Below are 23,484 nucleotides of genomic sequence, written 5' to 3'. Positions count from 1 at the left end.
ATAGAAACTGAACAAATCGGAACACTTTGCCTTTATGAGGCATCATTGATGCGTGCTTTTTACCATCAACTTGCCATCAAGCCAAGCGAGCCTCAAAGCATTAAATTACCTGATTATCCAGAAGTAACATGGAAAGGCGAAGGTATTTTAAAAACAGGCTTCATTTGCCCCTCAATGTGGCTAGATGCGTATTTTACCTCTGTCATCGTTCGTGACAAAGCTAGCATGGATGTGTTAGCGAACTTTTCGATTTCTTTGATGAGACAGAGCTCTACCAAAGCGGGTGAGCTGTCTTACATGTTAGTAGATGTCATTCAATCGTTCCATAACCGCACATCGGACTACACTGATAAACTGGTGGCCGCGATGGGCGCGGCAGTTGCTCAGGGTGATGATTGGGCGTTGGAAATTGCGATGGGGGTTTTAGAAACCTTTGCAGCGCTTACCACCGACATTGGTTATGATTTTGAGGAAGTGTTAGTCAAAAATCTACAGTTCCAAGAGAAATACCATCTCCGAGAGCTAGGACCAGAAAGATTGGGGATCCGCACGCTCATTAATTTACCTCTGCTTGGCATGGTTTGTATGTGGTACGACAAAGGCAACCATCTATCTATTGAAACTGGTTGGCTTCCTCCCTATCTCGTTGAAGGACGTTGGCTAGAAGAAGTAAAAGCCGGGAAGGTCTCTCGATAAACTCTTTTAGTTAGCAATTCAGCATATAAGCCATCTCTATCTTGAGGTGGTTTTTACGTTTAAGGTGGGGAGGTTGTTGTTTGTCGAACGACCCATCATTGGTGGCATTATCCGAAAACTCAAAGTTAAAAATCATATTCGATATGAGCACGATTTAAACCATATTGATTGCGAGAGAACAAAATTATTTTTATCGTTATATCAATTGTTCAGAGGATAGTAGGCCTAAGTCCATTATGTATTCAAGATAGAGGATTTTGTTAACGTACACGCTATCGCAGAAAATCAAGGACGAAAACATCTTTGGAGCAAAGTGACAGTTTGCGAATTTTACAAGGATTGTTATTGGAGACGAAGAACTCTGATGAAGCCTTTGATTTTGGAGCATATTTAAGGTCTGTCGTGGGGCCTCCTCCTAAAGACATGCCGGATCCACATACTCTTTAAGAAGGGCTTGGGGGCAGAGCAATAAGCTCTCGTTACTGAGGGCCAAATTCTTTTGAGGAAATATGGCATTGATCCAATATTTGACCACGAGAACTTAGTGTGGGCTCCAAATCGGATTCAAGGTCAGTATGATATTTATGCGTTGCGGCAGGTTGTTGATACTCTTAAAGTGACAGATAAATGTTGGGTAAACGCGGTGATATAGTTAATGCTTTAAAATTACTGGTTAAAACCGCAGCTGAGGAGATAAATATGGCAGGTGAGCATAGCGCAAAAGATGTAATGGCCGCGATTAGATCCGGTGACGTGAGTGAGGTTGAAAAAATTCTCTCAGGAGATGACAAATTACTTCATCTAATTACGCCTCTGGGTTCTTGGTTGCATATCGCAACGGAGCAAGGGCAAGATAAAATTGTAGAGCTTCTGGTGAATCTAGGTATTGATGTAAATGTTAAGGGGGGGCCTTCAGGTGTAACTCCTTTAAATACAGCTGCATATGAAGGTCATTTAGACTTACTTACCTATTTTCTAGAAAGAAATGCAGTGATGGATATATCTGAACCAGACCGCAACCCATTGTTTGCTGCGATCCATGCAGGTCATAAAAATATTGTGGAGCTATTACTAAAAGCTGGTATAGATACAAAGGTTAAATATACTGGTAACTCTATGAAAGACATGGACGCTATAGCGTTTGCTTATGAGTGGGGACGCAAGGAAATCGCAGAAATGATTAAAGAGCACAATAGGCACGCTTAGTAGAAGTTAATATGGTACGACAAAGGTAACCGTTTATCTGTTGAAACTGGTTGGCTTCCTCGTTATCTCGTCGAGGGGCGTTGGTTAGAGGGCGTAAAAGCAGGGAAGATCACTCGATAAACTCCTTTAGTTAGCCATTCAGTATAAAAGCCACCTCTCATGAGGTGGCTTTTATGTTTATGGTGGGGAGTTTGCTGCTTGTTGAGCTATATGGTGCGCATTATGTTGGTGCACTAAAACCACATTGGTGCATTTATTAGCGTGTTAAGCACCATTTCAAGAATGCATAATTTTATTAAAGTTCATACAAAACAATAAATTAAAGTGTAAGTGTTAGAAATGTAAATTATGGAATGAGAATTGCTCTGTTAGACGCTCTATAAACTAAGTTCACCAAATTGGTGATGAGCCTAACTTTGATGCACAGGATAAGTGCGCTACAGATCAACGGAGACAATCATAATGAGTGTAACTGCCAATCAGGTACACGGCGCTGTACAAACTCTCACGCAAAGTTCCGACACACTTTTCTTACTACTTGGCGCAATCATGGTCTTTTTGATGCATGCTGGTTTTGCTTTTCTTGAAGTAGGAACCGTACGCCAAAAGAACCAAGTTAATGCTTTAGTTAAAATCTTGGCCGATTTCGGTATTTCCGCCATTGCGTATTTTTTCATTGGATACTGGGTCGCTTATGGCGGCACCTTCTTTGCTGATGCAGAGACGTTATCTCAAGGCAATGGTTACGAGTTGGTGAAGTTCTTTTTCTTGCTGACCTTCGCTGCAGCGATTCCTGCTATTGTTTCTGGTGGTATCGCAGAGCGAGCTCGTTTTTATCCGATTCTAATCGCAACATTTTTCACTGTCGGCATCGTATACCCGTTATTTGAGGGAATGATCTGGAACGGAAACTTTGGTGTTCAAGCTTGGTTTGAAAATAGCTTTGGTTATGGCTTCCACGATTTTGCAGGTTCAGTCGTTGTGCATGGTGTTGGCGGCTGGATAGCGCTTGTTGCCGTCGTGTTTTTGGGCATGAGAAAAGGCAGAGTTCGAGCAGGAAAGCACACCAACTTTGCACCTTCGAATATTCCGTTTTTGGCTTTGGGAGCTTGGGTCTTATGTGTGGGGTGGTTTGGCTTCAACGTCATGTCAGCTCAAACTGTGTCAGGCATAAGTGGCTTGGTGGCTATGAACTCATTGATGGCAATGGTCGGGGGCATTGTCGCGTCACTGTTGGCTGGTAAGAATGACCCTGGCTTTATTCATAACGGCCCACTAGCTGGCTTGGTTGCTGTATGTGCGGGCTCAGACTTAATGCATCCTATCGGTGCTTTAGTGACAGGTGCGATTGCTGGCGTGCTATTTGTTTATCTTTTTACCCACCTACAAAACAAAACCAAGATTGATGATGTGCTAGGTGTCTGGCCTTTACACGGTGTATGTGGCGCTTGGGGTGGTATTGCCGCTGGGATTTTTGGTCAAAGCGCATTGGGTGGGCTAGGTGGCGTGAGTATTATCGTTCAGCTTCTAGGAACGCTTTTGGGCCTTTCCATCGCAGTGCTTGGTGCACTTGTAGTCTACGGTGCGATTAATACCAGTATGGGACTGAGGCTTTCAGAAGAAGACGAATTCAATGGCGCTGACCTAGCCATTCATAAAATATCTTCGACCAACGAGGATTGAGGCCAATATGGGAGCGGCATAAAGCCGCTCTTTTAGCAATTGCCTTTCTTGGCTTGGCCAGGAGGACAGAAATTACCATTACCTCGATGGTCATCATCATTGGTGCTGACTCTTACCTTTACATCATCGACTTCGCCTTCAACATTGGTAAGTTGACAGCCCGCCAAAGTCATAAGCAATATAAACGCTAGAGATACTTGTCTCATTGCTGTTCCTCTTAAATTGTAATTCTAATAGTGACCATTACGACTATGGTCTAATCCATATTACTACTGTTGCTATTCTTTCAGTGTTAAGCTAATGAAAAAACAGCAAGGATGAGTTATGAATTTCCCTTATAGAAATATTGTAGTACTTACTGGTGCAGGTATCTCGGCCGAATCTGGTATTCAAACATTTCGTGCGCAAGATGGCCTATGGGAGAATCACCGTATCGAAGATGTAGCAACGCCTGAAGGGTTTGCTCGCGATCCGGACCTTGTTCAAGATTTTTACAACCAACGCCGCAAGAAACTTCAAGATAATGCGATAAAGCCTAATGCAGCGCATGAAGCATTGGGTCGTTTAGAGGCTGAGTTAGAAGGTAAAGTGACGGTCATCACTCAAAATATAGACAACCTTCACGAAAGAGGCGGCAGTCAGAATGTGATTCACATGCATGGTGAGTTGCTCAAGGCGCGCTGTAGTGAATCTAACCAAGTAGTAGAGCACAATGAGGACATTAAGACAGGCGAACTTTGTCACTGTTGTCAGATCCCTTCACAAATGCGACCACATATTGTTTGGTTTGGTGAAATGCCACTGCGAATGGGTGATATCTACGCGTCATTAGAAGAAGCAGATTTGTTTATTTCTATTGGGACTTCTGGCGTTGTGTATCCCGCAGCAGGTTTTGTTCATGATGCAAAAATGCACGGCGCACATACCATTGAAATTAACCTAGAACCTAGTGCGGTAGAAAGTGAATTTGAGGAAAAACGCTACGGAAAAGCAAGCGTTGAGGTTCCAAAATTAGTTGACGAGATACTGGCTCTAGAAGGAAAAGAAAGAGCGTAATAACTTCAACAGGAAGAGTTTTTGTCTTGTCATTAAGAACAAAAAAGCGGCTCATGAGCCGCTTTTTCATATCTTTAAAACTAACGAATTAGTTGTTCACTTTTAGCTTTTGGAAGTACTCATCGTACATTACGCTCGCTTCGCCAACTTCATCTTGCCAAGTACCGCTGTCCATCACTTCTTGTGGTGGGAAGATGCTTGGATCATTAGCAAATTCTTTCGGTAGCAGATCGTGTGCCGTTTTAACTGGCGTAGGATAACCAATCTCAAGTGCAATCTTAGCTGCGTTCTCAGGACGTAGTAGGAAATCGATCATCTTATGAGCTGCGTCAACGTTCTTCGCACTAGCTGGAATTGCTAGGCTGTCCATCCAGAAGATAGTGCCTTTTTCTGGCCAGATGATGTCGATGTTCGCGCCTTCTTGACGAGCCATGTATGCAGAACCGTTCCAAAGCATGCCTAGTGAAACTTCACCCGCAAGGTAAGGGTTTGCAGGAAAGTCTGAGTTAAATACTAATACGTTTGGCATTAGCTTTTTCAGTTCTTCGTAAGCGGCTTTGATTTCTTCTGGGTTAGTCGTGTTTGGTGAGTAACCAAGCTTAGTCAATGCAATGTGGAATACTTCGCGAGAATCATCCATCAGCATTAGTTGACCTTCCCACTTGCTATCCCAGAAATCATCCCATTTAGAAACCGATGACTTGTCTAGCATGTCAGCATTGATACCAATACCGGTCGCACCCCAAATGTATGGGATAGAGTAGTTGTTGTTCGGATCGAACGGTTTGTTTAGGAAGTTAGTATCAAGATCGGCAAAATGAGATAATTTCTCTTTGTCGATCTGTTGTAGCATGCCTTCTTTACGCATTTTAGAGACGAAATAGGTAGACGGTACTACCAAGTCGTAACCAGAACCTTGAGTTTTTAGTTTTGCGTACATACTCTCGTTAGATTCGTATGTAGAGTAAATAACTTTGATTCCGGTTTCTTTTGTAAAGTCTTCAAGAACTTCGTTTGGAATGTATTCCGACCAGTTGTAGAAATACAGTTCTTGATCAGCAGCCATTGCAGGGGTAGCGATGAGCGTCGCTGCACATAGAGCGCTTGCGTAGAATTTACTTTTCATTTGTTTTCCGTTTTGTTTCGCGATTGGACAAGTCAATACTAGCTGGAGTTATCAAGTTGAGCCAAATCGCAGTAAGCACAAATATGTTCATTTAGCTTGAATATCGTTGTCTCCTTGTTATGAGACGATAAATCTATGATACCAAGACAAATAAACCTAGCAACGCGCGATTATATCAGCCTAAGACAAAAATAGGCAGCGTATTGCTGCCTATTTTCCTATGGTTTATTGTCCCGCTTTCAGCTTGAGGAAATAATCTTCGTACTTAACGGTTAGATCACCAACCGCATCTTGCCATTCAACGCGGTCAAGGTCTTCTTGAGAAGGGAATAGTGGGGCAACGTCTTTAAACTTAGCATTCGATTCCTCCACCGCCGTTAGGTAGCCAGTATCACGAGAGATTTGCTCTGCGATTTCTGGGCGCAGTAAGAAGTCGATCATCTTGTGAGCGGCTTCTACGTTCTTCGCACCGGAAGAGATAGCGAAGTTATCAACCCAGCCGATACCGCCTTCTTTAGGAAAAACGAGTTTCAGGTTCATGCCTTCGTTTTGAGCAGCAGCTGCGCTACCGTTCCAAAGCATACCAACGCCAACTTCACCAGACATGTATGGTGCGCCTGGGTTGTCAGAGTTGAATACTAAAACGTTAGGCATCAACTTTTGTAGCTCAGCGTACGCTTCATCGATTTGCTTAGGGTCTTTTGAGTTACCTGAGTAGCCAAGTTTACGTAGAGCGATATGGAATACTTCACGAGTGTCGTCCATCAACATTACTTGACCTTCAAGCTCAGGCTTCCATAGGTCAGCCCAGCTTTGGAAGTCTTTTGGGTCGTACATGTCTGCGTTAACCGCTAGGCCTGTAATCGCAACAACGTGTGGAATAGAGTAGTCGTTATTTGGATCGTAAGGCTTGTCTAGGTAGTTTTTATCTAGGTTGCCGAAGTTTTTCAGCTTAGTCTTATCGATCTTTTGTAGCATGCCCTCGTCACGCATCTTCGCCACGAAGTACGTTGAAGGTACTACTAGGTCATAACCTTGGTTATGAGTTTTTAGCTTTGCATACAAAGTTTCGTTCGACTCGTAAGTCGAGTAGATCACTTTGATGCCAGTTTCTTTAGTAAATTGCTCTAGGATATTACTGTTGATGTAAGGACCCCAGTTCATAAATACTAGTTCTTTATCATCCGCTGTCGCTGTACCAGAGAACAGAGAAAGCGCACATGCACTACCAGCTAATAGAGTAGCCCATTTTTTCATTGACGTTAGCTCCAAACCAAACGTTGTCCAATTTTGGACGATAGATAGAAAAACAGAATGGCATGTAACCATTCTGTTTCGTGATGTTAACAGGTGCGGATTCTACTTCACTTTTTCTCTTGCTAGCAACTGAGAAATTACTACCAAGACCAAAGAAACAATCAACATCACCGTTGCTAGGGCGTTAACTTCCGGTGAAATGCCCACCTTAACCATTGAGTAAATCTTCAATGGCAAGATTTCGTATGTTGGACCCGTTACAAACGAGCTGATGATCACATCGTCCAAAGACAGGGTAAAGCTCAATAGCCAACCTGCGGCAACCGCTGGTTTAGCGAGAGGAAGGATGATCTGTTTCAAGATAACCCACTCGCTTGCACCAAGGTCTTTTGCTGCTTCCAACATTTTCACATCAAAGCCATTTAAGCGGCTGTATACAGTTACCACAACGAATGGTAGACAAAAGGTGATGTGAGCAATCAATAGTGTAAAGAAGCCAAGCTGTGCGCCTAATACTAGGAACAGAGCAAGTAATGAAATCGCCATTACAATATCGGGAGACATCATCACGACAAACAGCATGCCGTTTACCGCACCTTTACCTTTGAACGAGTAACGGAATAGGGCAACGGCCGTTAAGCTACCAATGATGGTTGCTGCTGTCGCTGAGAATACCGCTACGTTCAATGAATGCCATGCAGCTTGCATTAGGCTGTCGTTATTTACTAAGGTTTCGTACCATTTCGTGGTGAAACCACCCCATTTCATACCAAATTTGTTGGCATTAAATGAGTTAACAATTAAGACGATGATTGGCAGATACAAAAATGCATACACCAGCGCCATAAAGCTAAATCTAACTGTGCGTCCCATTAGTCTAGCTCCACTTTCTTATTCAATAGTTTGCCTGCTCTGTAGTAAGCGTAAAGCATCACAGCCATTGCGAAGGTGAGGGCGATACTGGTCGCAGCACCAAATGGCCAGTCACGAGCGTTCAATACTTGGCTCTTAATGACGTTACCGATCAGTAGGTTCTTCGCACCACCAAGAAGGTCAGAGATGTAGAACATACCTAGTGCTGGTAGCAGAACCAACAAACAACCACCGATAATGCCAGGCATTGTAAGAGGTAGAATCACTTTCGTAATGGTTTGGAACTTGTTCGCACCAAGATCTTTCGCCGCCTCGATATAAGTGTTGTCCAACTTCTCGATTGCCGAGTAAAGCGGCAGAATCATAAATGGAAGCAGGATGTACACAAGACCAATCATTACTGCTGTTTCGGTGTACATAATACGTAATGGCTTATCGATGATTTCCATCGCCATTAATGATTTGTTCAAAATACCTTGTGTACCCAGAACAATCTTCAGGCCGTAAGTACGGATAAGAGAGTTTGTCCAAAAAGGTACGATAACTAAGAACAACATGAATGGGCGCCATTTCTCTGGCATTTTCGCTATGATGTAAGCAAATGGGTAACCAATTACTAAACACAACAACGTCGCCACAATCGCCATGTAGAACGAGTGCATCAGCACTTTCGCATACAAGGGGTCGAGTAGACGTAAGTAGTTGTCGAAAGTAAATGTCATTTCGATTAAGTTTGCTTCATCACGCGTTAAGAAACTCGTACCGATAATCATCACATTTGGTACCAACACGAAAAGTGTTAACCAACCGACGATTAAGGTAATGATCGCGTTTTGAAGATTAATCTTCTTGCTTATCATTGAGGACTACCTCCCAGCTCTCAACCCAAGTGATAGCGACTTTCTGGCCAAGTGAGTGGTCCACATCAGGATCATCTTCGTTAAAGAATTCGCTAACCATTACACGCATGCCCGAATCCAATTGGATAACTGAATCAAGCGTCATACCTTTATAGGTACGCTCTGTTACGTGACCTACGATGCCTTTTTCTTCAGACTCTTTGATCTCTTCGATACGTAAGTCTTCTGGGCGAAGTAGTACTTGCAGTTTTTCACCTGCTTGCGCTTCCTGATCGTAGTAAACAACAGATTCGACACCTTCGATTTCTGCACGGATACGTTTCTCGTCGATACGCTCTAGCATGGTTGCGTTGAATACGTTGATCTCACCGATAAAGCGAGCAACAAATAGGTTCTTCGGCTCTTCGTAAATCTCACGTGGAGAACCATCCTGCTCGATAACACCATCGCGCATTACAATAATGCGGTCAGACATCGAAAGGGCTTCTTCCTGATCGTGCGTAACGAAGATAAAGGTAATACCAAGTTGACGCTGAAGCTGTTTAAGCTCGATTTGCATTTGCTTACGCAGTTTGTAATCAAGTGCAGATAGAGATTCATCTAGCAGCAGTACTTTTGGTTTGTTAACAACCGCACGCGCAATGGCGATACGTTGTTGCTGACCACCAGAAAGCTGATGAGGCTTACGCTGTGCCATTTTTTCTAGGCGCACCATGCGTAGCGCTTCCATTACTCGTGATTCAATGTCCGCAGTAGGCGTTTTCTGCATACGAAGACCAAAAGCGACATTCTCATATACGGTCATGTGTGGAAACAATGCGTAACTTTGAAATACCGTGTTGACGTGCCTTTGCTCTGCAGGAACCTGTGTTACATCCTGGTCATCCAAAATAATTTGACCGTTATCTGCCGTTTCAAAACCTGCAATCATGCGTAAAACTGTTGTCTTACCACAACCAGAAGGCCCGAGAATCGTCAGAAATTCACCATGATTAACATCCAGATTTAAATTACCGATGATTTCCTTACCATCGAAACTTTTACTAATACCAGATAAACGAATAACTGGCTTTCCTGCTTGCGGTTTTGCGTTCAACGTCTGTATTTCCCCCACGTTCAAGCCGGGATTATCCCAGCTGATGTGACACTAACCATTCACTTTTGAGGCGCGCATCATAATCACCAAAAGTGTGAAATTAAAGCATTTTCTTATCTTGAAACAGAAATAATTTTGCAGGAAAAAGCCATCATTCCTTACCATACTGTTTTTATGAGATTAATTGGCATCTAAACACAGTTTGATAGCACTAAACTTTGTTCAACAATTGTTTCAATTTCATGACCTTGAAAGTGGTTAATTATCAACCATACAGTTGAGATTGCAAGGATTGTAGGTGAGTTGTGATGTTAGATGTGGAAAGATTTCTTTATAATGACGATTACATTAATTGACTGGAATTCCAGTCAAAATTTTACAAGTTAGTCTTGGATAAACTATGAACGACGATTTTGAGAAAGATTTCAATCTTGGGGGGAGTGTAGAGCGAGCTTTGTCTGGCAACTACGAGCTTAAAGCTGGCGCGGTTTTTAACGAAGCTTGGCGAGCAACCATCCAGCACTTTTTATCATTTTCTCCTGCCATTATTGTATTGCTTTTTGTCCAATTAGGTATTTTCTATATTGCATTAAAACTGCAGTTGGGCGATTTGAGCGTTATTCTTGATGCATTTGAGAACCCAGAGTCGTTCACAAACGATATTGTGTCTTCTATTTATGTCGCGAATTTCAGTTATGAGGTGATTAGCGCACCAATTTATGCGGGGATCAGCTTGATGGCTATGAGCCATGTCGCTGGCCTGAAGACTAAGTTGCGCCATGTTGGAAAGGGGTTGCAGTTCACCATTCCTGTTATTCTAGCAACGCTCATGAGCTTAATGCTACAAGGTGTGGTTGGTATGATTTTTCCTTTACTGTCGCTGTATCTTTCCTTGGCATTTAGTCACTCTATTTTGTTGATTTGTGAGAAAAGGGTGCCACCAATGCAAGCGTTGCTGTTATCACTTCGCGCAATCAACAAGAAGATTTTTGTGGTCGCGGGGCTTTACTTAGGCGTGATGTTAATGTTTATTATTGCAGCAATGTTCTACGGTATTGGCTTGATTTTTGTGCTGCCATTCTTCTTCCATTTGAAAGGCATACTCTACCGCGAAATGTTTGGAATTAAGCTTAAGATCGTTACAACACAAAAAAACGATAATGATCACGATGGTAACTCACAGGTGTTTGATGCCTAATTCTTTGAAATCAATAAGTTTACGAGTGGCGGCAACCTGTATAGCCGCCACTTTCATTTCTATAGGCCCATATTTACACTACGAGAAACAGTTTAAATATGTGGAAAATCCTGACGTACTCTCTGGCAAGATTAAGCATGTCGATTTATCACACTTGCCATACATCGGTGATATCCCAGACTTCAATTCAATAAAAGATACGAAAGAGAAAAAAGCTGCTTTTTTTGATTTTTTAAGGCCTAAAATTGCTCTTGAGAATCAACGAATTCGTCATGAGCGGGCCTTTCTTACCTCTTTAAAGGTGGGGCAAGTTACGCAAGAACAACAAGAGTATGCTCAGCGGTTATCATCTCTGTATTCGTTGCCCTTGAGTAACGATAAGATTGATCAAGCATGGCTAGACGAGATGCTTGTGAGAGTGAACGTCTTACCAGAAGCGTTGGTTCTAACTCAAGCGGCAAATGAATCTGCGTGGGGCACTTCTCGTTTTGCTACTCAAGCAAACAACTTGTTCGGCCAATGGTGTTATAAAAAGGGCTGTGGAATTGTTCCAGCGCAACGTGGCGCTAACAAAGTTCATGAAGTTGAAAAATTCGATTCTGTACAACAGTCTGTTCATGGCTACTTTATGAATGTTAATCGAAACCCAGCGTATGCAGACCTGCGTGAAATCAGAACATCTCTGGCTGAAAAGAACAAGGGCTTGTTAACGGTCGCAACCGCGTCAGAGTTAACGCATGGGTTGCTAGCCTATTCTGAACGTGGCATCGCCTATGTACACGATCTTCGCGCTATGATTCGTCATAACAACGCCTACTGGACGCAATAAAATAACGGATAAAATGAAAAAGTTAAGCCTAAGTCTGTTGGGAAGTGCGGCGCTAATTCTTGCATCGCCGATAACCCAAGCTCAAGAGTACATGTTCACGTACTCAAAGTTATATACTCAACTAAAAAACAACAATAAAGAAGGGCATGACGATGTGAAAGTTGGTGTCTTTTTTGTGGACGCAAAAACTAAACAAATTTGTATGATAGAAAAAGCTTGGATGGAAAAAGAAGAGCACTATGAAGAGTTTGTTATCCCTGCTTCACAAGAGTTGCCTTTACCTGTTGATAAAAACTTAAAGTCAGCGAATCCGTTGGTTTTTGTCGATACCCCAAAAGATACACGTTGCGATTACTCACTTGTCGTGATGACCAAAGAACCATTACAGGGTAACGTTTCTTACGACCAACTTAAGCCTCTTCTACCTCAAATGCAGACGATGCTGGAAGATTTAGGCGGTATGTTTGCGGGTTGGTTTACACCGGAGGTTCAAGGTGTGACGATGGAGTTTGCAAATCAACTGAATGATAAAGTGATTTTCTCAAACGGAACCGAAAAGCCAATTGTCAATGGCAAGATACAAGTCGCACTAAGTGAAATAGGGCAAGGTGGCACAATGACACTACCAGAACCGACGATGCGAGTGTTACCTTATCTACCTAACGCAAAGAAATGAACACTGAACGTTTAGAAAGGGCTGCAATCGCAGCTCTTTTTTCATTTGTGACCGTAACTAAAGTATCTTTCACACTCTTTTCTTAAAGACTCAATAAGACAAGCATTTAATCCTGTGTAAAAAGCTCGTATAATCCACGCCCCAAAGAAACCCATGTTAGGAAGTCCTAGTCGATTTATCGGCGATGTGAGAGCCCGCAATGAACCAAATAGATACAAGAAAAGAAACCCTAGAATTCAACAAGCTTCAGAAACGCCTGAGAAGACATGTTGGAAATGCCATTACTGATTACAACATGATCGAAGAAGGCGATGTTGTGATGGCATGTATTAGCGGTGGTAAAGATTCATTCGCGATGCTTGATATCCTGTTGAATCTTCAAAAAGCTGCGCCAATCAAATTTGAAGTGGTTGCAGTAAACCTAGACCAAAAACAACCGGGCTTCCCTGAGCACATTCTGCCAGAGTATTTCGAAACACTGAATATCCCTTACTATATTGTCGATAAGGACACGTATTCCGTCGTAAAAGAGAAGGTACCAGAAGGCAAAACCACTTGTGGTCTGTGTTCACGCCTGCGACGTGGTACGCTGTATTCATTTGCAGAGAAGATTGGTGCAACTAAGCTTGCGCTAGGTCATCACATGGATGACATCGTCGAAACAATGTTCTTGAATATGTTCCACGGCTCTCGCCTTAAAGCGATGCCACCAAAGCTACGCTCTGATGATGGCCGTAACGTGGTCATTCGTCCATTGACTTACTGTCGTGAAAAAGATTTGATCAAATACGCTGAGCACAAGGATTTCCCAATAATTCCGTGTAACCTTTGTGGCTCTCAAGAGAACCTTCAGCGTCAATCTATAAAAGCAATGTTGATTGAATGGGATAAGAAGACGCCAGGGCGTGTGGAAGCAATTTTTAAATCAATTCAAAACGTAAGCCCAAGCCAACTAGCAGACCGCGAATTGTTCGACTTTGTTAACTTACCGCTAGATCGTGAAGGTAACCGCGAAGAGTATGAATTTAATGAGGCTGTCGTTTCTTCGACGAATATTGATGAATCGATGTTCATCGATGTTACGAACATCTAACTCGTAAAAAAGGAGGTCAATTAGACCTCCTTTTTTGTACCCAACGCTTTAACTGTTCCCAAACAAAAATCCCCCTGTATTCGGGGGATTTATTAGCGCTTATTTGAAAGCGCTCAATACATAGCAATACTAAAGAGAGATTAGGTTGCTGTATTTGGGTCGAGAGGGCTAATGTAGCCTTTTGGTTTTAGAGCCAACACGTCGCAATTTATTTTATCAATTACGTGCTCCGCTGTATTACCAATAAAGACAGCAGAAAGCCCTGTTCGCCCTGTGGTACCTAAAATAACCATTGCTGCGTTCAAGCGCTCTGCAGCTGCCGGAATGACATCTTCAGGTAAACCTTGCTCAACTATCGTTTGTTCTTCATCAAGACCATGTTTTTGGCGTAGTGCTTTCATAGCCGTTAAATGATGACCTCGCACTGCATCGGTATAAGTCGTTGGGTCAAATTCAGGAAGTTCAATCGTAATATTCGCCGGTGTAACGGGGTAGGCGTTAACAAGATATGGCTTGGCCTCAAGCCGAGTGGTGATTTCTTTTAATCGCTCGACCATCGTATCGTTGAGATCAATATGAGTCGGGTTTTCTGAGCCCACATGTACTGAGGCAAGGATACTTGCTTGTTCCGGCCAAGCAGCATTCTTGATAAGAAGCACTGGAATAGGGCATTTTCGCAACAAGTGCCAATCTGTCGGTGTGAAAATGACAGACTCTAAAACATCATGCTTACGTGTGCCTTTGATGACTAGGTCATGATTGCCTGCATAGACTTCAGCAATAATCGCCTCATAAGGGCGGTTGTGCCAGACAACACAAACATCAAAGTCGAAGCCATCGTTTAGGTATGGTTGAGCAATTTTACGCATCCACTGCTCACGCTGATGAATGACACCTCGACGCATAGCATCTCTTTCATCCACTGATAGCATTGACGTCATGTCATACGAGAAATCGTAAATGGATAAAAAGAAAGTGATTCGGCTTCTAGATACACTTTTCTGAGCTAATTGAACAGCTCTTGCAAGTGCGGGCTGCTCATCATTATTGATGTCAGCTACAACAAGGATCTTACTGTATATACTCATAACTAAGCCCACTTCTATTGCAAAACCAGATACTGAATGTAAATTAAATCAGTATTTTGGAGTACTCACCGTACATTTTTACTGTAGCTTAGTTTGGAGAACTTTTTGAGGACTTTCGAAAGGAATTTATGAGAAATATGATGTAGCTCATTTTCGAGCTACATCAATAATTAGGGTGTATTATTCTTTAGTTACACCAGCAAGTTCCATCAATGCATCGTGGTCTAAGATAGTGATATATTTACCTTTTACGCTTAGGATCTCAGATTTCTGGAAACGACCTAACAAACGACTGATCGTTTCGACTGTAAGACCAAGGTAGTTGCCAATATCACCACGAGTCATAGTTAAACGAAACTCTCTAGGGCTGAAGCCACGCTGAGAAAAACGCGTTGATAGGTTGTAAAGGAAAGCAGCTAGTCGCTCTTCTGCGTTCTTTTTAGAAAGAAGCAAAATCATTTCCTGATCACCTTTAATTTCGTTACTCATCAAACGCATGATTTGCTGGCGAAGCTTAGGCATCTTACCCGATAGATCGTCTAAAATTTCGTATGGGATTTCACATACCATCGACGTTTCGAGTGCTTGAGCAAAGCTAGGGTGGGAGTCACCAGTGATAGCATCGAAACCGACTAAGTCTCCAGCTAAGTGAAACGCTGTGATTTGCTCATCACCTTGCTCTGTGATCGTATAGCTCTTGATGGTACCAGAGCGGATAGCGTATAGCGATTTTAGCTCATCACCGGCCTTAAAAAGCTCTTGTCCTTTTTGAATAGGCTTCTTACGTTCAATGATTTGGTCAAGCTGGTCAAGTTCTGCCTCATTCAGAGTGAACGGGATACACAGTTGACTAATGCTACAATCTTGGCAATGAATGGCGCAACCGCCTGATTGGATACGCTTTGTTGCAGGTTTTTCAGAAATCATAACAACCTTTCACTATTTGATATACATCAATATTTTAGCATCGCTTAATCCTAAAGGGTAGCAAAAATGTCACCTCAATAGAGTTTAACATTATATGAAACCGAGTAACGCTAAGGCTCCTACAGCGGTATACGTACCATACCCAATAAGGATTAATGCTGAAATATTTCTAAATATTAATGATTTTTGTAATTTCTGAAAATGATTGGCACCGTATCCAATAATAAGCATTGCAGGTAGTGTTCCGAACCCAAACGCAAGCATAATTAGGCCGCCGTTCATCGCACTACCAGAAACCGCCGACCAAGTAAGCGCTGAATAAACTAAGCCACATGGTAACCAACCCCAAATAAAGCCAAATGGCAACGCGTGAAGAGGATGCTTTAGTGGCAACAGATTCTTCCCTGCCGGCGAGATAAAGCGCCAGATATACTGCCCTAGCTTTTCTATTAAAAGTAAGCCTTGCCACCATTTAGCAATATACAGCGCGACCAGGATCATGAATAACGCAGCAATCAGCCTTAACCAAGCAAGAGAATGCGTTAACCCACTAAGCTCAGATAAACCTGATATAGCACCACCCACTAATGCACCTATTAAGGTATAACTGATCAATCGTCCGAGGTTGTAGAAGAGGGGGATAAGAGGGGTAGCTTTATTTTTAGCAGAAGAGCCCATGGTAAGCAGAGACGCGATACCACCACACATACCCATACAATGACCGGCTCCTACTAAGCCGATCATCAACGCACCGATAAAATCAGGAGTCATAAAGGTCGCTACTTTTTATCACTATTAGATTGGTCTTCTTCGCCGAGAAGAATGTTGTGCCCTTGCCGTTCAAGATCTTCAAACTGATCGCTTCTTACCGCCCAAAGAAAAACGGCGACAGCAACACAAACGAGAACGATAGCGATGGGAATCAATATATAAAGACTTTCCATGTTTGCTTTCTCTACTTATTTCTCTTTGAGCAGGCGCAAAGAGTTAGATACAACGATAATTGAGCTTGCAGACATGCCAACTACTGCAATGTAGGGAGCCACTAAACCTGCGACCGCCAAAGGCAAAATTAACAGGTTGTAACCCAAAGACCAAGCCAAGTTTTCTCGAATAATCTTTCTTGTACGCAGTGCAAGCAAACGTGCCTCTAGTAGCTTTTCGAGATTATCCCCAAGTAACGTCATATCTGCAGAAGCTTTAGCGACATCTGTACCACCGCCCATTGCGACAGAGAGGTGAGCTCCGGCGAGAGTCGGCGCGTCATTGATTCCATCACCAACCATCATAGTGATACTGTTTTCGTCCAAGCTCTTAAGGTATGCAAGCTTATCTTCTGGCTTTGCTGACGCGACGATGTGATCGATACCAATTTCATTCGCCACTGGTTGGGCGTTTGAGAGAGAATCACCAGTTAGCAGGGTTGTCTTAATTCCAGCGTCAGCAAAACGTTGAATAAAGGCTTTGCTTTCTTTTCGGATAGGGTCGCGGTAGTAAAAGCTAGCGACATGCTTGCCATCAACCGACAGATAGACCGCCTGGCTTTCACCACTTTCTTTGCCTTGAACAAAAGCCGCACTGCCTATCTTAACGATTTTGCCATTCCATATCCCTTCAATCCCTGACCCAATCACGTTTTGCACATCAGACACGATAAAGTCATCATTGGTGAAAGTTGCAAAAGAACGAGCGATAGGGTGGTTTGCATGAGCCTCTAAAGCTGCAGCTAGTGATAGACAATCTTTCTGTGGGAGATCACTAAGTACCTTTGTTTCACAGATCTCAATATCACCTTTCGTTAGAGTGCCTGTTTTATCTACAACTAAGTGGTTGATCTTACATAGTGTCTCAAACACATGGCCTTTACGAAGCAAAATGCCAAAATTACCCATTCTAGAGGTAGCACAAGTGAGAGCGGTCGGAGTGGCCAGAGATAGCGCACATGGGCATGTAGCGACTAACACAGACAGCATGATCCAAAACGCATCATCTGGTTTTGTTTGATGCCAGTAAAACCAAGTACCAGCAGAGATGATAAGAATCACACCAACAAAGTAACGGGCGACAATGTCTGCAATTTCCGCAATTTTAGGTTTGGAGTGTTGAGCTTCATCTTGTAAACGCACGATGTTAGAAATCATTGAATCGGCCTTTGAGCTTACTACCTCAAGTTCAAATGATTCGTCTCCGTTTAGCGTTCCTGCATAAACAATATCGCCTTCTCGTTTCACAACGTGCACTGACTCGCCCGTTAGCATGGATTCATCAATATGAATACGGCCTGAAATAACTTTACCGTCAGCGGGGATATGTTCACCAGGTAGAACGCGAATACGATCGCCAACTTTTAGCGTCTTCACGGGTATCTGATCACCGTCCAGCGTTGTAGCAATTGCAGGAATCAACTTAAGAAGGTTACCACTCGCTGCAGCAGCTTTGCGACGAGCGCGCATCTCTAAGAATCGACCTACTAACAAAAAGAAGGTAAACATCGAGATAGATTCAAAGAAGACTTCGCCTTGTTCAGTTACTGTTGCAACTAAACTTGCAACATAGGCAAAGATCAACGCGATAGAAACCGGGACATCCATACCAAGGGTTCGGCCTTTGATACTGCGCCATGCGTTTAAGTAAAATGGAAGAGCGGAATAAAGCAAAACAGGAGTAGCAAAAATCAAACTTACCCAACGAAAGTAACTTTTAAACTCCGGCTCTAAATCACCAAAGACTTCGAGATACAGTGCAACGGCGAGCATCATGACCTGCATGGTTGCTAAACCTGCAATACCTAGCCGATATAGATATTGCTTCATCATTCGATGGTAAGAGGCTTCTTGCTTATCTGCTTCAAAAGGTGCAGCTTTGTAACCAAGTTTATGAATAACGGAAAGGAGCTCGCTTAACCGTACCTGAGTTTTATCCCAGGCTAGTAACGCTCGATTGGTGGTTGTATTAACACGGATAGATACCAACCCGGCCGTATTAGAAACTTGCTTTTCGATTAACCACGCACAAGCGGCACATGAAACGCCTTCCAAAGAAAGGGTTACTTCAGAAACATTTTCGCGATTTCGTACGAATTCAGATTGTACATCCGCATTGTCATAATGAATTAAAGCTTGGAGTTGCTCTGGTACTAGATCTGCCTTTTCTGCAGGCGCAGTGCGGTATTGGTAATATGATACAAGACCACTATCGACAATAGTCTGCGCCACAGTTTCGCAGCCCGGACAACACATGTCGCGAATTTCACCCAATATTTCTACTTTGAAATCCGTGTTGGCTGGTACATCTTCACCGCAGTGATAACAGGATTTACACATATGCTTACTTCATTAACGGTGTTGAAGAGGCAGGAAACTCAACTTTACCTTGGATCATCCATTGCTTGTCGTGTGGTTGTAGTTCAACAAACCATGGTCCTTGAATAGATTCCTCAGCTTTTAGTCGGTAATTACCAGATGCATCCGCTGTTACAAGCTTTGTGAAGTCACGATCAGGAAGAGTACGATGAGTGAAAGTGGCCGTTAGAGCAGGGTAATGAGGTAGCTTCCCTTTAGCGAAAACAATCACAACATTGTTATTTTCAGAGGAAATCTCAGCGTTAAGACCTAGGTCACGAGCGACATTCATTTTACTAATGTCGATATTAATGCCTTTGCCTTTTTTATAGTAATCCTCGGCGACTAAAGAAACAGAGTTGTTCGAGAAAACGACCACAGTAATCACAGTCCAAACTACGACAGTAAGAGGAAGGATGATTAGGAACCACGGCCAAAATTGTTTATACCAAGGCTTTACCATAAAAAAGTTCTCAACAGCTAAATGAAAAAATGTAAGGCGTTAAATTTAAAGGAAAGACAGCCCCTATGAAAGGGGCTGTTATTGCTATGTTACTTAATATCTCAGTTACTTACTCTCTGAGTTACTTAAACTCCAGACATATGAGGCAACGAGCTGAACTTTATCTTCACCCAAAATGTCTTTCCACGCAGGCATTACGCCTGAGCGTCCGTTCATTACGGTTTCTGTTACAGCTGCACGAGAGTCACCAAATAACCAGTCTTGGTCTGTAAGGTCAGGCGCACCGACTGCAGGGTTACCCTTACCATCGGTACCATGACAAGCAGCACACACTACGAAGCGTGCTTTACCTGCCGCGGCTTCACGAGCATTTACTTTACGACCAGATAGACTAAGTGTGTAACTTACAACTTCTTGAACACCTTGCTCACCAAGGGCATCTTTCCATGCTGGCATTTGACCAATACGGCCGTGCATGATGGTTGTAACGATCGCTGCTGGCTCGCCACCATATAGCCATGCATCATCAGTCAGGTTAGGGAAGCCTTTCTGACCACGTGCATCAGAGCCATGGCATTGAGAACAGTTTTGCAAAAACAAACGCTGACCAACTTTTAATGCTTCAGGATCTTGCGCAATTTCAGGAATTGGGCGTAGACCACTGTCATTGTGCGCAAGTTTACGGAATGCTTCGCCGAAGTAAGCGTCGGCATCATCCAGTTCTTTTGCATATTGGTTTAGTTGCTTGTTCTCTTGTGCTGCAGCGATGGCTTCTTTTGACTCTTCTAGTGAGCGAACGGTTTGAGCCGAACTCTGCCAGTTTAAAAAGCCCTTGAAGCTACCTAGACCTGGGAATAGGGCAAGGTAAACTGCTGCGAACACAAATGTGCTTACAAACAGGTAAGTCCACCACTTTGGTAGAGGGTTGTTTAGCTCGCGAATACCATCGTACTCGTGGCCCATGTCTTCCCCTTCCTCGACGCCCATTTTATCTTTAGCGCACCAAGTCAGGAGAATCGCACAGCCTACTAGCGTACCGACAGTAATCACGATAATCCAGAGACTCCAGAATGTAGTCATTACTTCTTCACTCCTTGGTTATTAGGGGTCTTTTGTTCTTCGTCAGCAAACACCAAGTTGGCATCTTCTTCAAAGCGTGCTTTACGCTTTTTACTAAATGCCCACCATACGATGCCAATAAAACTAGCGAAGAGTACAACGGTATAAATACTATGAATTGTACCGAAATCCATATGATCCCCTTACTTCATTGCATGACCAAGAGACTGAAGGTAAGCGATGATTGCATCCATCTCTGTTTTACCTTCTACTTCTTTAGCCGAATTCGCGATCTCTTCATCAGTGTATGGAACACCGAACTGATCACGAAATAGCTCAAGTTTCTTCTGAGTTAGCTTACCGTCTAAAACGTTTTCAGCTAGCCACGGGAAACCTGGCATGTTTGACTCAGGTACAAGCTCACGAGGATCTAACAGGTGAACACGGTGCCATTCGTCAGAATAACGACCACCAACACGAGCTAAATCCGGGCCTGTACGCTTAGAGCCCCAAAGGAATGGGTGTTCCCAAACACTCTCACCAGCAACAGAGTAGTGACCGTAACGTTCAGTCTCTGAGCGGAAAGGACGAACCATCTGGCTGTGACAGACGTTACAACCTTCACGGATGTAGATATCACGGCCTTCCATCTCCAAAGGAGTGTAAGCGCGCAGATTTTCTACAGGTTCAGTCGTTTGCTTTTGGAAAATCAGAGGAGTGATCTCTACAAGAGCACCCCAACTGATAGCAAACACGATAAAAATAGCCAACAAACCGACATTACGTTCTAAGATTTCATGGCGATTATTAGAATTATTACTCATTCTTAAATCTCCTTATGCCGGATGTGGGATAGCTTTTAGGCTTTCTTTAGGTGCACTTACCGTTTTGTACGTGTTGTATGCCATTAGGAACATACCTGATAGGAAGATAAATCCGCCTAGGAAACGTACAAAGTAGAACGGATAAGACGCTTCTACAGACTCAACAAAGCTGTAAGTTAGCGTACCGTCAGAGTTAACCGCGCGCCACATAAGACCTTGCATTACACCAGAGATCCACATCGCAACGATGTAAAGAACGGTACCGATTGTTGCTAGCCAGAAATGCACATTAACTAGACCAACAGAGTACATACGCTCTTGGCCAAATAGGCGAGGTACCAAGTGATATACAGAGCCGATAGAGACCATCGCAACCCAACCTAACGCACCAGAGTGAACGTGACCAATGGTCCAGTCTGTGTAGTGAGAAAGTGCGTTAACCGTCTTAATCGACATCATCGGGCCTTCAAAGGTAGACATACCGTAGAACGACAGTGAAACGATTAGGAAACGTAGGATAGGGTCATAACGAAGCTTATGCCATGCACCAGATAACGTCATAATACCGTTGATCATACCACCCCAAGAAGGAGCAAATAGAACCAGCGACATAACCATACCTAGAGACTGAGTCCAGTCTGGTAGCGCTGTATAATGAAGGTGGTGAGGGCCTGCCCAAATATATAGAGAAATAAGTGCCCAGAAGTGAACGATAGATAGACGGTAAGAATAAACAGGACGTTCAGCTTGTTTAGGAACGAAGTAGTACATCATACCTAGGAAACCAGCGGTCAGTAGGAAACCTACCGCATTGTGTCCATACCACCACTGAACCATCGCATCCACTGCGCCCGAGTAAATCGAGTAAGATTTACCAAGTGACACAGGAATAGCCATGCTGTTCACGATGTGAAGTACTGCTACTGTGATAATAAAGGCACCGAAGAACCAGTTTGCCACATAAATATGTGACGTGTTTCGCTTCACTAGTGTGCCGAAGAACACCACCGCATATGATACCCATACTAGCGCAATTGCGATATCAATAGGCCATTCTAGCTCAGCATACTCTTTACCCGATGTTAAACCGAGAGGCAAAGTAATGGCTGCTGCCAGGATGATTGCTTGCCAACCCCAAAAGGTGAAGGCAACGAGTGGGCCACCAAAAAGACGTGTTTGACATGTGCGCTGTACAACATAATAAGACGTTGCGAACAGAGCACTGGTACCAAACGCAAAAATTACCGCATTAGTATGCAGTGGACGTAAGCGACTGTACGTCAACCACGGCGTATCAAAGTTTAGCTGTGGCCAAACTAATTGAGCGGCAATCAAAACACCAACAGCCATACCAACTATGCCCCATAAAATGGTCACAAGGGTAAATTGGCGAACGACTGTATAGTTGTAGTTTTGTTCAAGCTGCTTTACTTGGCTCATTTGCATGCTTCCAATTTCTAATTAACTACACTTTTACTTCCAACACGACTTGCGTCGTAACACCACCCAAGTAAACTCTAGAATTCAAGTGTTATCATCACCTTATTTCCATTGCTGACTTTAATAAAAAGTGGCATTTTCAGCGTGACACTATACTTGAATTAACAATTCAATGACAGGGTAGTAACCTTACTGGACCTCTGGAAATCATTTTTTATTTAAAAAGTTTGAAGTTTGTAACAAGGATATTAGTAATTATGCCTGCACAAAAGTTAACAAAGGCGCGACTTGCACAAATCTTAATCATGCTCAGTGTTTTAATAGGCGCATTTTTCTGGCGTACCTTTACACACGAGAGTGTTAATAGCGTTGACTGTTCACAAAAAGAACGATGCGATGTAACAATTGAAGGAGAAATAATCACGATTAATCGTGACTCAATGGGAATTTCGCTCGAAACGACAGAAAGTAGCACTCTAAAAATTGATCTAAATCAATCTGGTAATTTTATCAATCTCAACGAAAAGCATAAGTCAGTAGAATGGGACATCATGCCTGAATCGAAAAAAATCACCTTTAAAAAAGGTGAAAACATTGTTGTAGTTCAATTATAAATACGATCTATCACGAGATAATCGTAACTTATTAATGAAATTAACACCTTCTTACCTAGAGAAAATTGGTTGGAATGGT

The 23,484-nt window shown here is 43.0% G+C and carries 25 protein-coding genes; 9 read left to right on the top strand and 16 right to left on the bottom strand.

From position 1 onward, the window contains the following. The 3 genes from R7O13_RS21195 (at window position 1) to R7O13_RS21185 (ending at window position 3,585) form a co-directional block, all read left to right on the top strand. The gene (locus R7O13_RS21195) at window positions 1-696 is read left to right on the top strand and encodes an immunity 49 family protein (protein WP_318304654.1); all 696 of its coding nucleotides are present in this window, start codon (window positions 1-3) and stop codon (window positions 694-696) included. 627 nt (window positions 697-1,323) lie between these two features. Next, window positions 1,324-1,902, top strand: coding sequence for an ankyrin repeat domain-containing protein (locus tag R7O13_RS21190; RefSeq protein WP_318304653.1), 579 nt, complete (start codon window positions 1,324-1,326; stop codon window positions 1,900-1,902). Window positions 1,903-2,364: 462 nt separating this feature from the next. Further along, complete coding sequence (locus R7O13_RS21185; protein ID WP_237306563.1) at window positions 2,365-3,585, top strand: ammonium transporter; 1,221 nt, start codon at window positions 2,365-2,367, stop codon at window positions 3,583-3,585. 32 nt (window positions 3,586-3,617) lie between these two features. Here the strand turns inward: R7O13_RS21185 and R7O13_RS21180 are convergent, their stop codons facing one another. Further along, window positions 3,618-3,791 (bottom strand): hypothetical protein, encoded by a 174-nt coding sequence (locus R7O13_RS21180; RefSeq protein WP_165401620.1) that lies wholly within the window; start codon window positions 3,789-3,791, stop codon window positions 3,618-3,620. Window positions 3,792-3,909: 118 nt separating this feature from the next. On the opposite strand from R7O13_RS21180, the gene cobB reads away from it, so the two are divergent. Continuing rightward, complete coding sequence (gene cobB, locus R7O13_RS21175; protein WP_005377522.1) at window positions 3,910-4,641, top strand: Sir2 family NAD+-dependent deacetylase; 732 nt, start codon at window positions 3,910-3,912, stop codon at window positions 4,639-4,641. Window positions 4,642-4,729: 88 nt separating this feature from the next. Here cobB and R7O13_RS21170 read toward each other — a convergent pair whose 3' ends face one another. From R7O13_RS21170 to potA, 5 genes are all read right to left on the bottom strand, one after another. Continuing rightward, window positions 4,730-5,767: an extracellular solute-binding protein gene (locus R7O13_RS21170; protein ID WP_318304650.1), complete on the bottom strand. Its 1,038-nt coding sequence runs from the start codon at window positions 5,765-5,767 to the stop codon at window positions 4,730-4,732. Window positions 5,768-5,992: 225 nt separating this feature from the next. Continuing rightward, entirely contained in the window at window positions 5,993-7,024 is a 1,032-nt protein-coding gene (locus tag R7O13_RS21165) for an extracellular solute-binding protein (RefSeq protein WP_318122488.1), read from the bottom strand. A gap of 102 nt (window positions 7,025-7,126) precedes the next feature. Further along, the gene (gene potC, locus R7O13_RS21160) at window positions 7,127-7,897 is read right to left on the bottom strand and encodes a spermidine/putrescine ABC transporter permease PotC (RefSeq protein ID WP_005389180.1); all 771 of its coding nucleotides are present in this window, start codon (window positions 7,895-7,897) and stop codon (window positions 7,127-7,129) included. Beyond that, window positions 7,897-8,757: a spermidine/putrescine ABC transporter permease PotB gene (gene potB, locus R7O13_RS21155; protein WP_005377512.1), complete on the bottom strand. Its 861-nt coding sequence runs from the start codon at window positions 8,755-8,757 to the stop codon at window positions 7,897-7,899. Before potB ends, potC begins: the two co-directional genes overlap by 1 nt. After that, window positions 8,738-9,853, bottom strand: coding sequence for a spermidine/putrescine ABC transporter ATP-binding protein PotA (potA, locus tag R7O13_RS21150; protein ID WP_238844453.1), 1,116 nt, complete (start codon window positions 9,851-9,853; stop codon window positions 8,738-8,740). The genes potB and potA overlap by 20 nt, the downstream gene beginning before the upstream one ends. Before the next feature lie 400 nt (window positions 9,854-10,253). Between potA and R7O13_RS21145 the strand changes: the two genes are divergently transcribed. The 4 genes from R7O13_RS21145 to ttcA all read left to right on the top strand — a co-directional run bounded on the left by R7O13_RS21145 (window position 10,254) and on the right by ttcA (window position 13,649). Continuing rightward, complete coding sequence (locus tag R7O13_RS21145; RefSeq protein ID WP_005389175.1) at window positions 10,254-11,051, top strand: hypothetical protein; 798 nt, start codon at window positions 10,254-10,256, stop codon at window positions 11,049-11,051. Next, window positions 11,044-11,880: a glucosaminidase domain-containing protein gene (locus R7O13_RS21140; protein ID WP_017634900.1), complete on the top strand. Its 837-nt coding sequence runs from the start codon at window positions 11,044-11,046 to the stop codon at window positions 11,878-11,880. Before R7O13_RS21145 ends, R7O13_RS21140 begins: the two co-directional genes overlap by 8 nt. Before the next feature lie 13 nt (window positions 11,881-11,893). Beyond that, window positions 11,894-12,556, top strand: a complete 663-nt coding sequence (locus tag R7O13_RS21135) for a DUF2987 domain-containing protein (RefSeq protein WP_025766641.1) — start codon at window positions 11,894-11,896, stop codon at window positions 12,554-12,556. 199 nt (window positions 12,557-12,755) lie between these two features. Then, the gene (gene ttcA / locus R7O13_RS21130; RefSeq protein ID WP_005377502.1) at window positions 12,756-13,649 is read left to right on the top strand and encodes a tRNA 2-thiocytidine(32) synthetase TtcA; all 894 of its coding nucleotides are present in this window, start codon (window positions 12,756-12,758) and stop codon (window positions 13,647-13,649) included. A 140-nt stretch (window positions 13,650-13,789) separates the two neighbouring features. Here the strand turns inward: ttcA and uspE are convergent, their stop codons facing one another. The 10 genes from uspE to ccoN all read right to left on the bottom strand — a co-directional run bounded on the left by uspE (window position 13,790) and on the right by ccoN (window position 22,791). Continuing rightward, on the bottom strand, window positions 13,790-14,737 hold the full coding sequence (uspE, locus tag R7O13_RS21125; RefSeq protein WP_005377500.1) for a universal stress protein UspE: 948 nt from the start codon (window positions 14,735-14,737) through the stop codon (window positions 13,790-13,792). Window positions 14,738-14,917: 180 nt separating this feature from the next. Beyond that, window positions 14,918-15,664, bottom strand: coding sequence for an FNR family transcription factor (locus tag R7O13_RS21120; RefSeq protein ID WP_005377497.1), 747 nt, complete (start codon window positions 15,662-15,664; stop codon window positions 14,918-14,920). Window positions 15,665-15,754: 90 nt separating this feature from the next. Further along, window positions 15,755-16,435 carry a sulfite exporter TauE/SafE family protein gene (locus tag R7O13_RS21115; RefSeq protein WP_238844454.1) on the bottom strand — a complete coding sequence of 227 codons (681 nt, stop codon included), beginning with the start codon at window positions 16,433-16,435 and terminating at the stop codon, window positions 15,755-15,757. Window positions 16,436-16,443: 8 nt separating this feature from the next. Then, a complete protein-coding gene (gene ccoS / locus R7O13_RS21110; protein WP_318304647.1) occupies window positions 16,444-16,608 on the bottom strand; it encodes a cbb3-type cytochrome oxidase assembly protein CcoS in 165 nt (54 codons plus the stop codon). Between the two features lie 15 nt (window positions 16,609-16,623). After that, a complete protein-coding gene (locus tag R7O13_RS21105; protein ID WP_064353934.1) occupies window positions 16,624-18,987 on the bottom strand; it encodes a heavy metal translocating P-type ATPase in 2,364 nt (787 codons plus the stop codon). Window positions 18,988-18,991: 4 nt separating this feature from the next. Next, complete coding sequence (locus R7O13_RS21100) at window positions 18,992-19,468, bottom strand: FixH family protein (protein WP_005377489.1); 477 nt, start codon at window positions 19,466-19,468, stop codon at window positions 18,992-18,994. Window positions 19,469-19,573: 105 nt separating this feature from the next. Next, the gene (gene ccoP / locus R7O13_RS21095) at window positions 19,574-20,548 is read right to left on the bottom strand and encodes a cytochrome-c oxidase, cbb3-type subunit III (protein WP_005377487.1); all 975 of its coding nucleotides are present in this window, start codon (window positions 20,546-20,548) and stop codon (window positions 19,574-19,576) included. Continuing rightward, window positions 20,548-20,721 carry a cbb3-type cytochrome oxidase subunit 3 gene (locus R7O13_RS21090; RefSeq protein ID WP_005377485.1) on the bottom strand — a complete coding sequence of 58 codons (174 nt, stop codon included), beginning with the start codon at window positions 20,719-20,721 and terminating at the stop codon, window positions 20,548-20,550. The genes ccoP and R7O13_RS21090 overlap by 1 nt, the downstream gene beginning before the upstream one ends. A 9-nt stretch (window positions 20,722-20,730) precedes the next feature. Beyond that, on the bottom strand, window positions 20,731-21,351 hold the full coding sequence (gene ccoO, locus R7O13_RS21085; RefSeq protein WP_005377475.1) for a cytochrome-c oxidase, cbb3-type subunit II: 621 nt from the start codon (window positions 21,349-21,351) through the stop codon (window positions 20,731-20,733). A gap of 12 nt (window positions 21,352-21,363) precedes the next feature. Next, on the bottom strand, window positions 21,364-22,791 hold the full coding sequence (gene ccoN / locus R7O13_RS21080; protein WP_005396488.1) for a cytochrome-c oxidase, cbb3-type subunit I: 1,428 nt from the start codon (window positions 22,789-22,791) through the stop codon (window positions 21,364-21,366). A 257-nt stretch (window positions 22,792-23,048) separates the two neighbouring features. Here ccoN and R7O13_RS21075 point away from each other — a divergent pair, with 257 nt between their 5' ends. Further along, window positions 23,049-23,405: a hypothetical protein gene (locus tag R7O13_RS21075; RefSeq protein WP_005377473.1), complete on the top strand. Its 357-nt coding sequence runs from the start codon at window positions 23,049-23,051 to the stop codon at window positions 23,403-23,405. Window positions 23,406-23,484: the final 79 nt, after the last annotated feature.

The organism is Vibrio sp. Y176 (assembly GCF_033438945.1).
The sequence above is the reverse complement of the archived record's forward strand: the minus strand, read 5'-3'. Positions and strand labels throughout refer to the sequence as shown.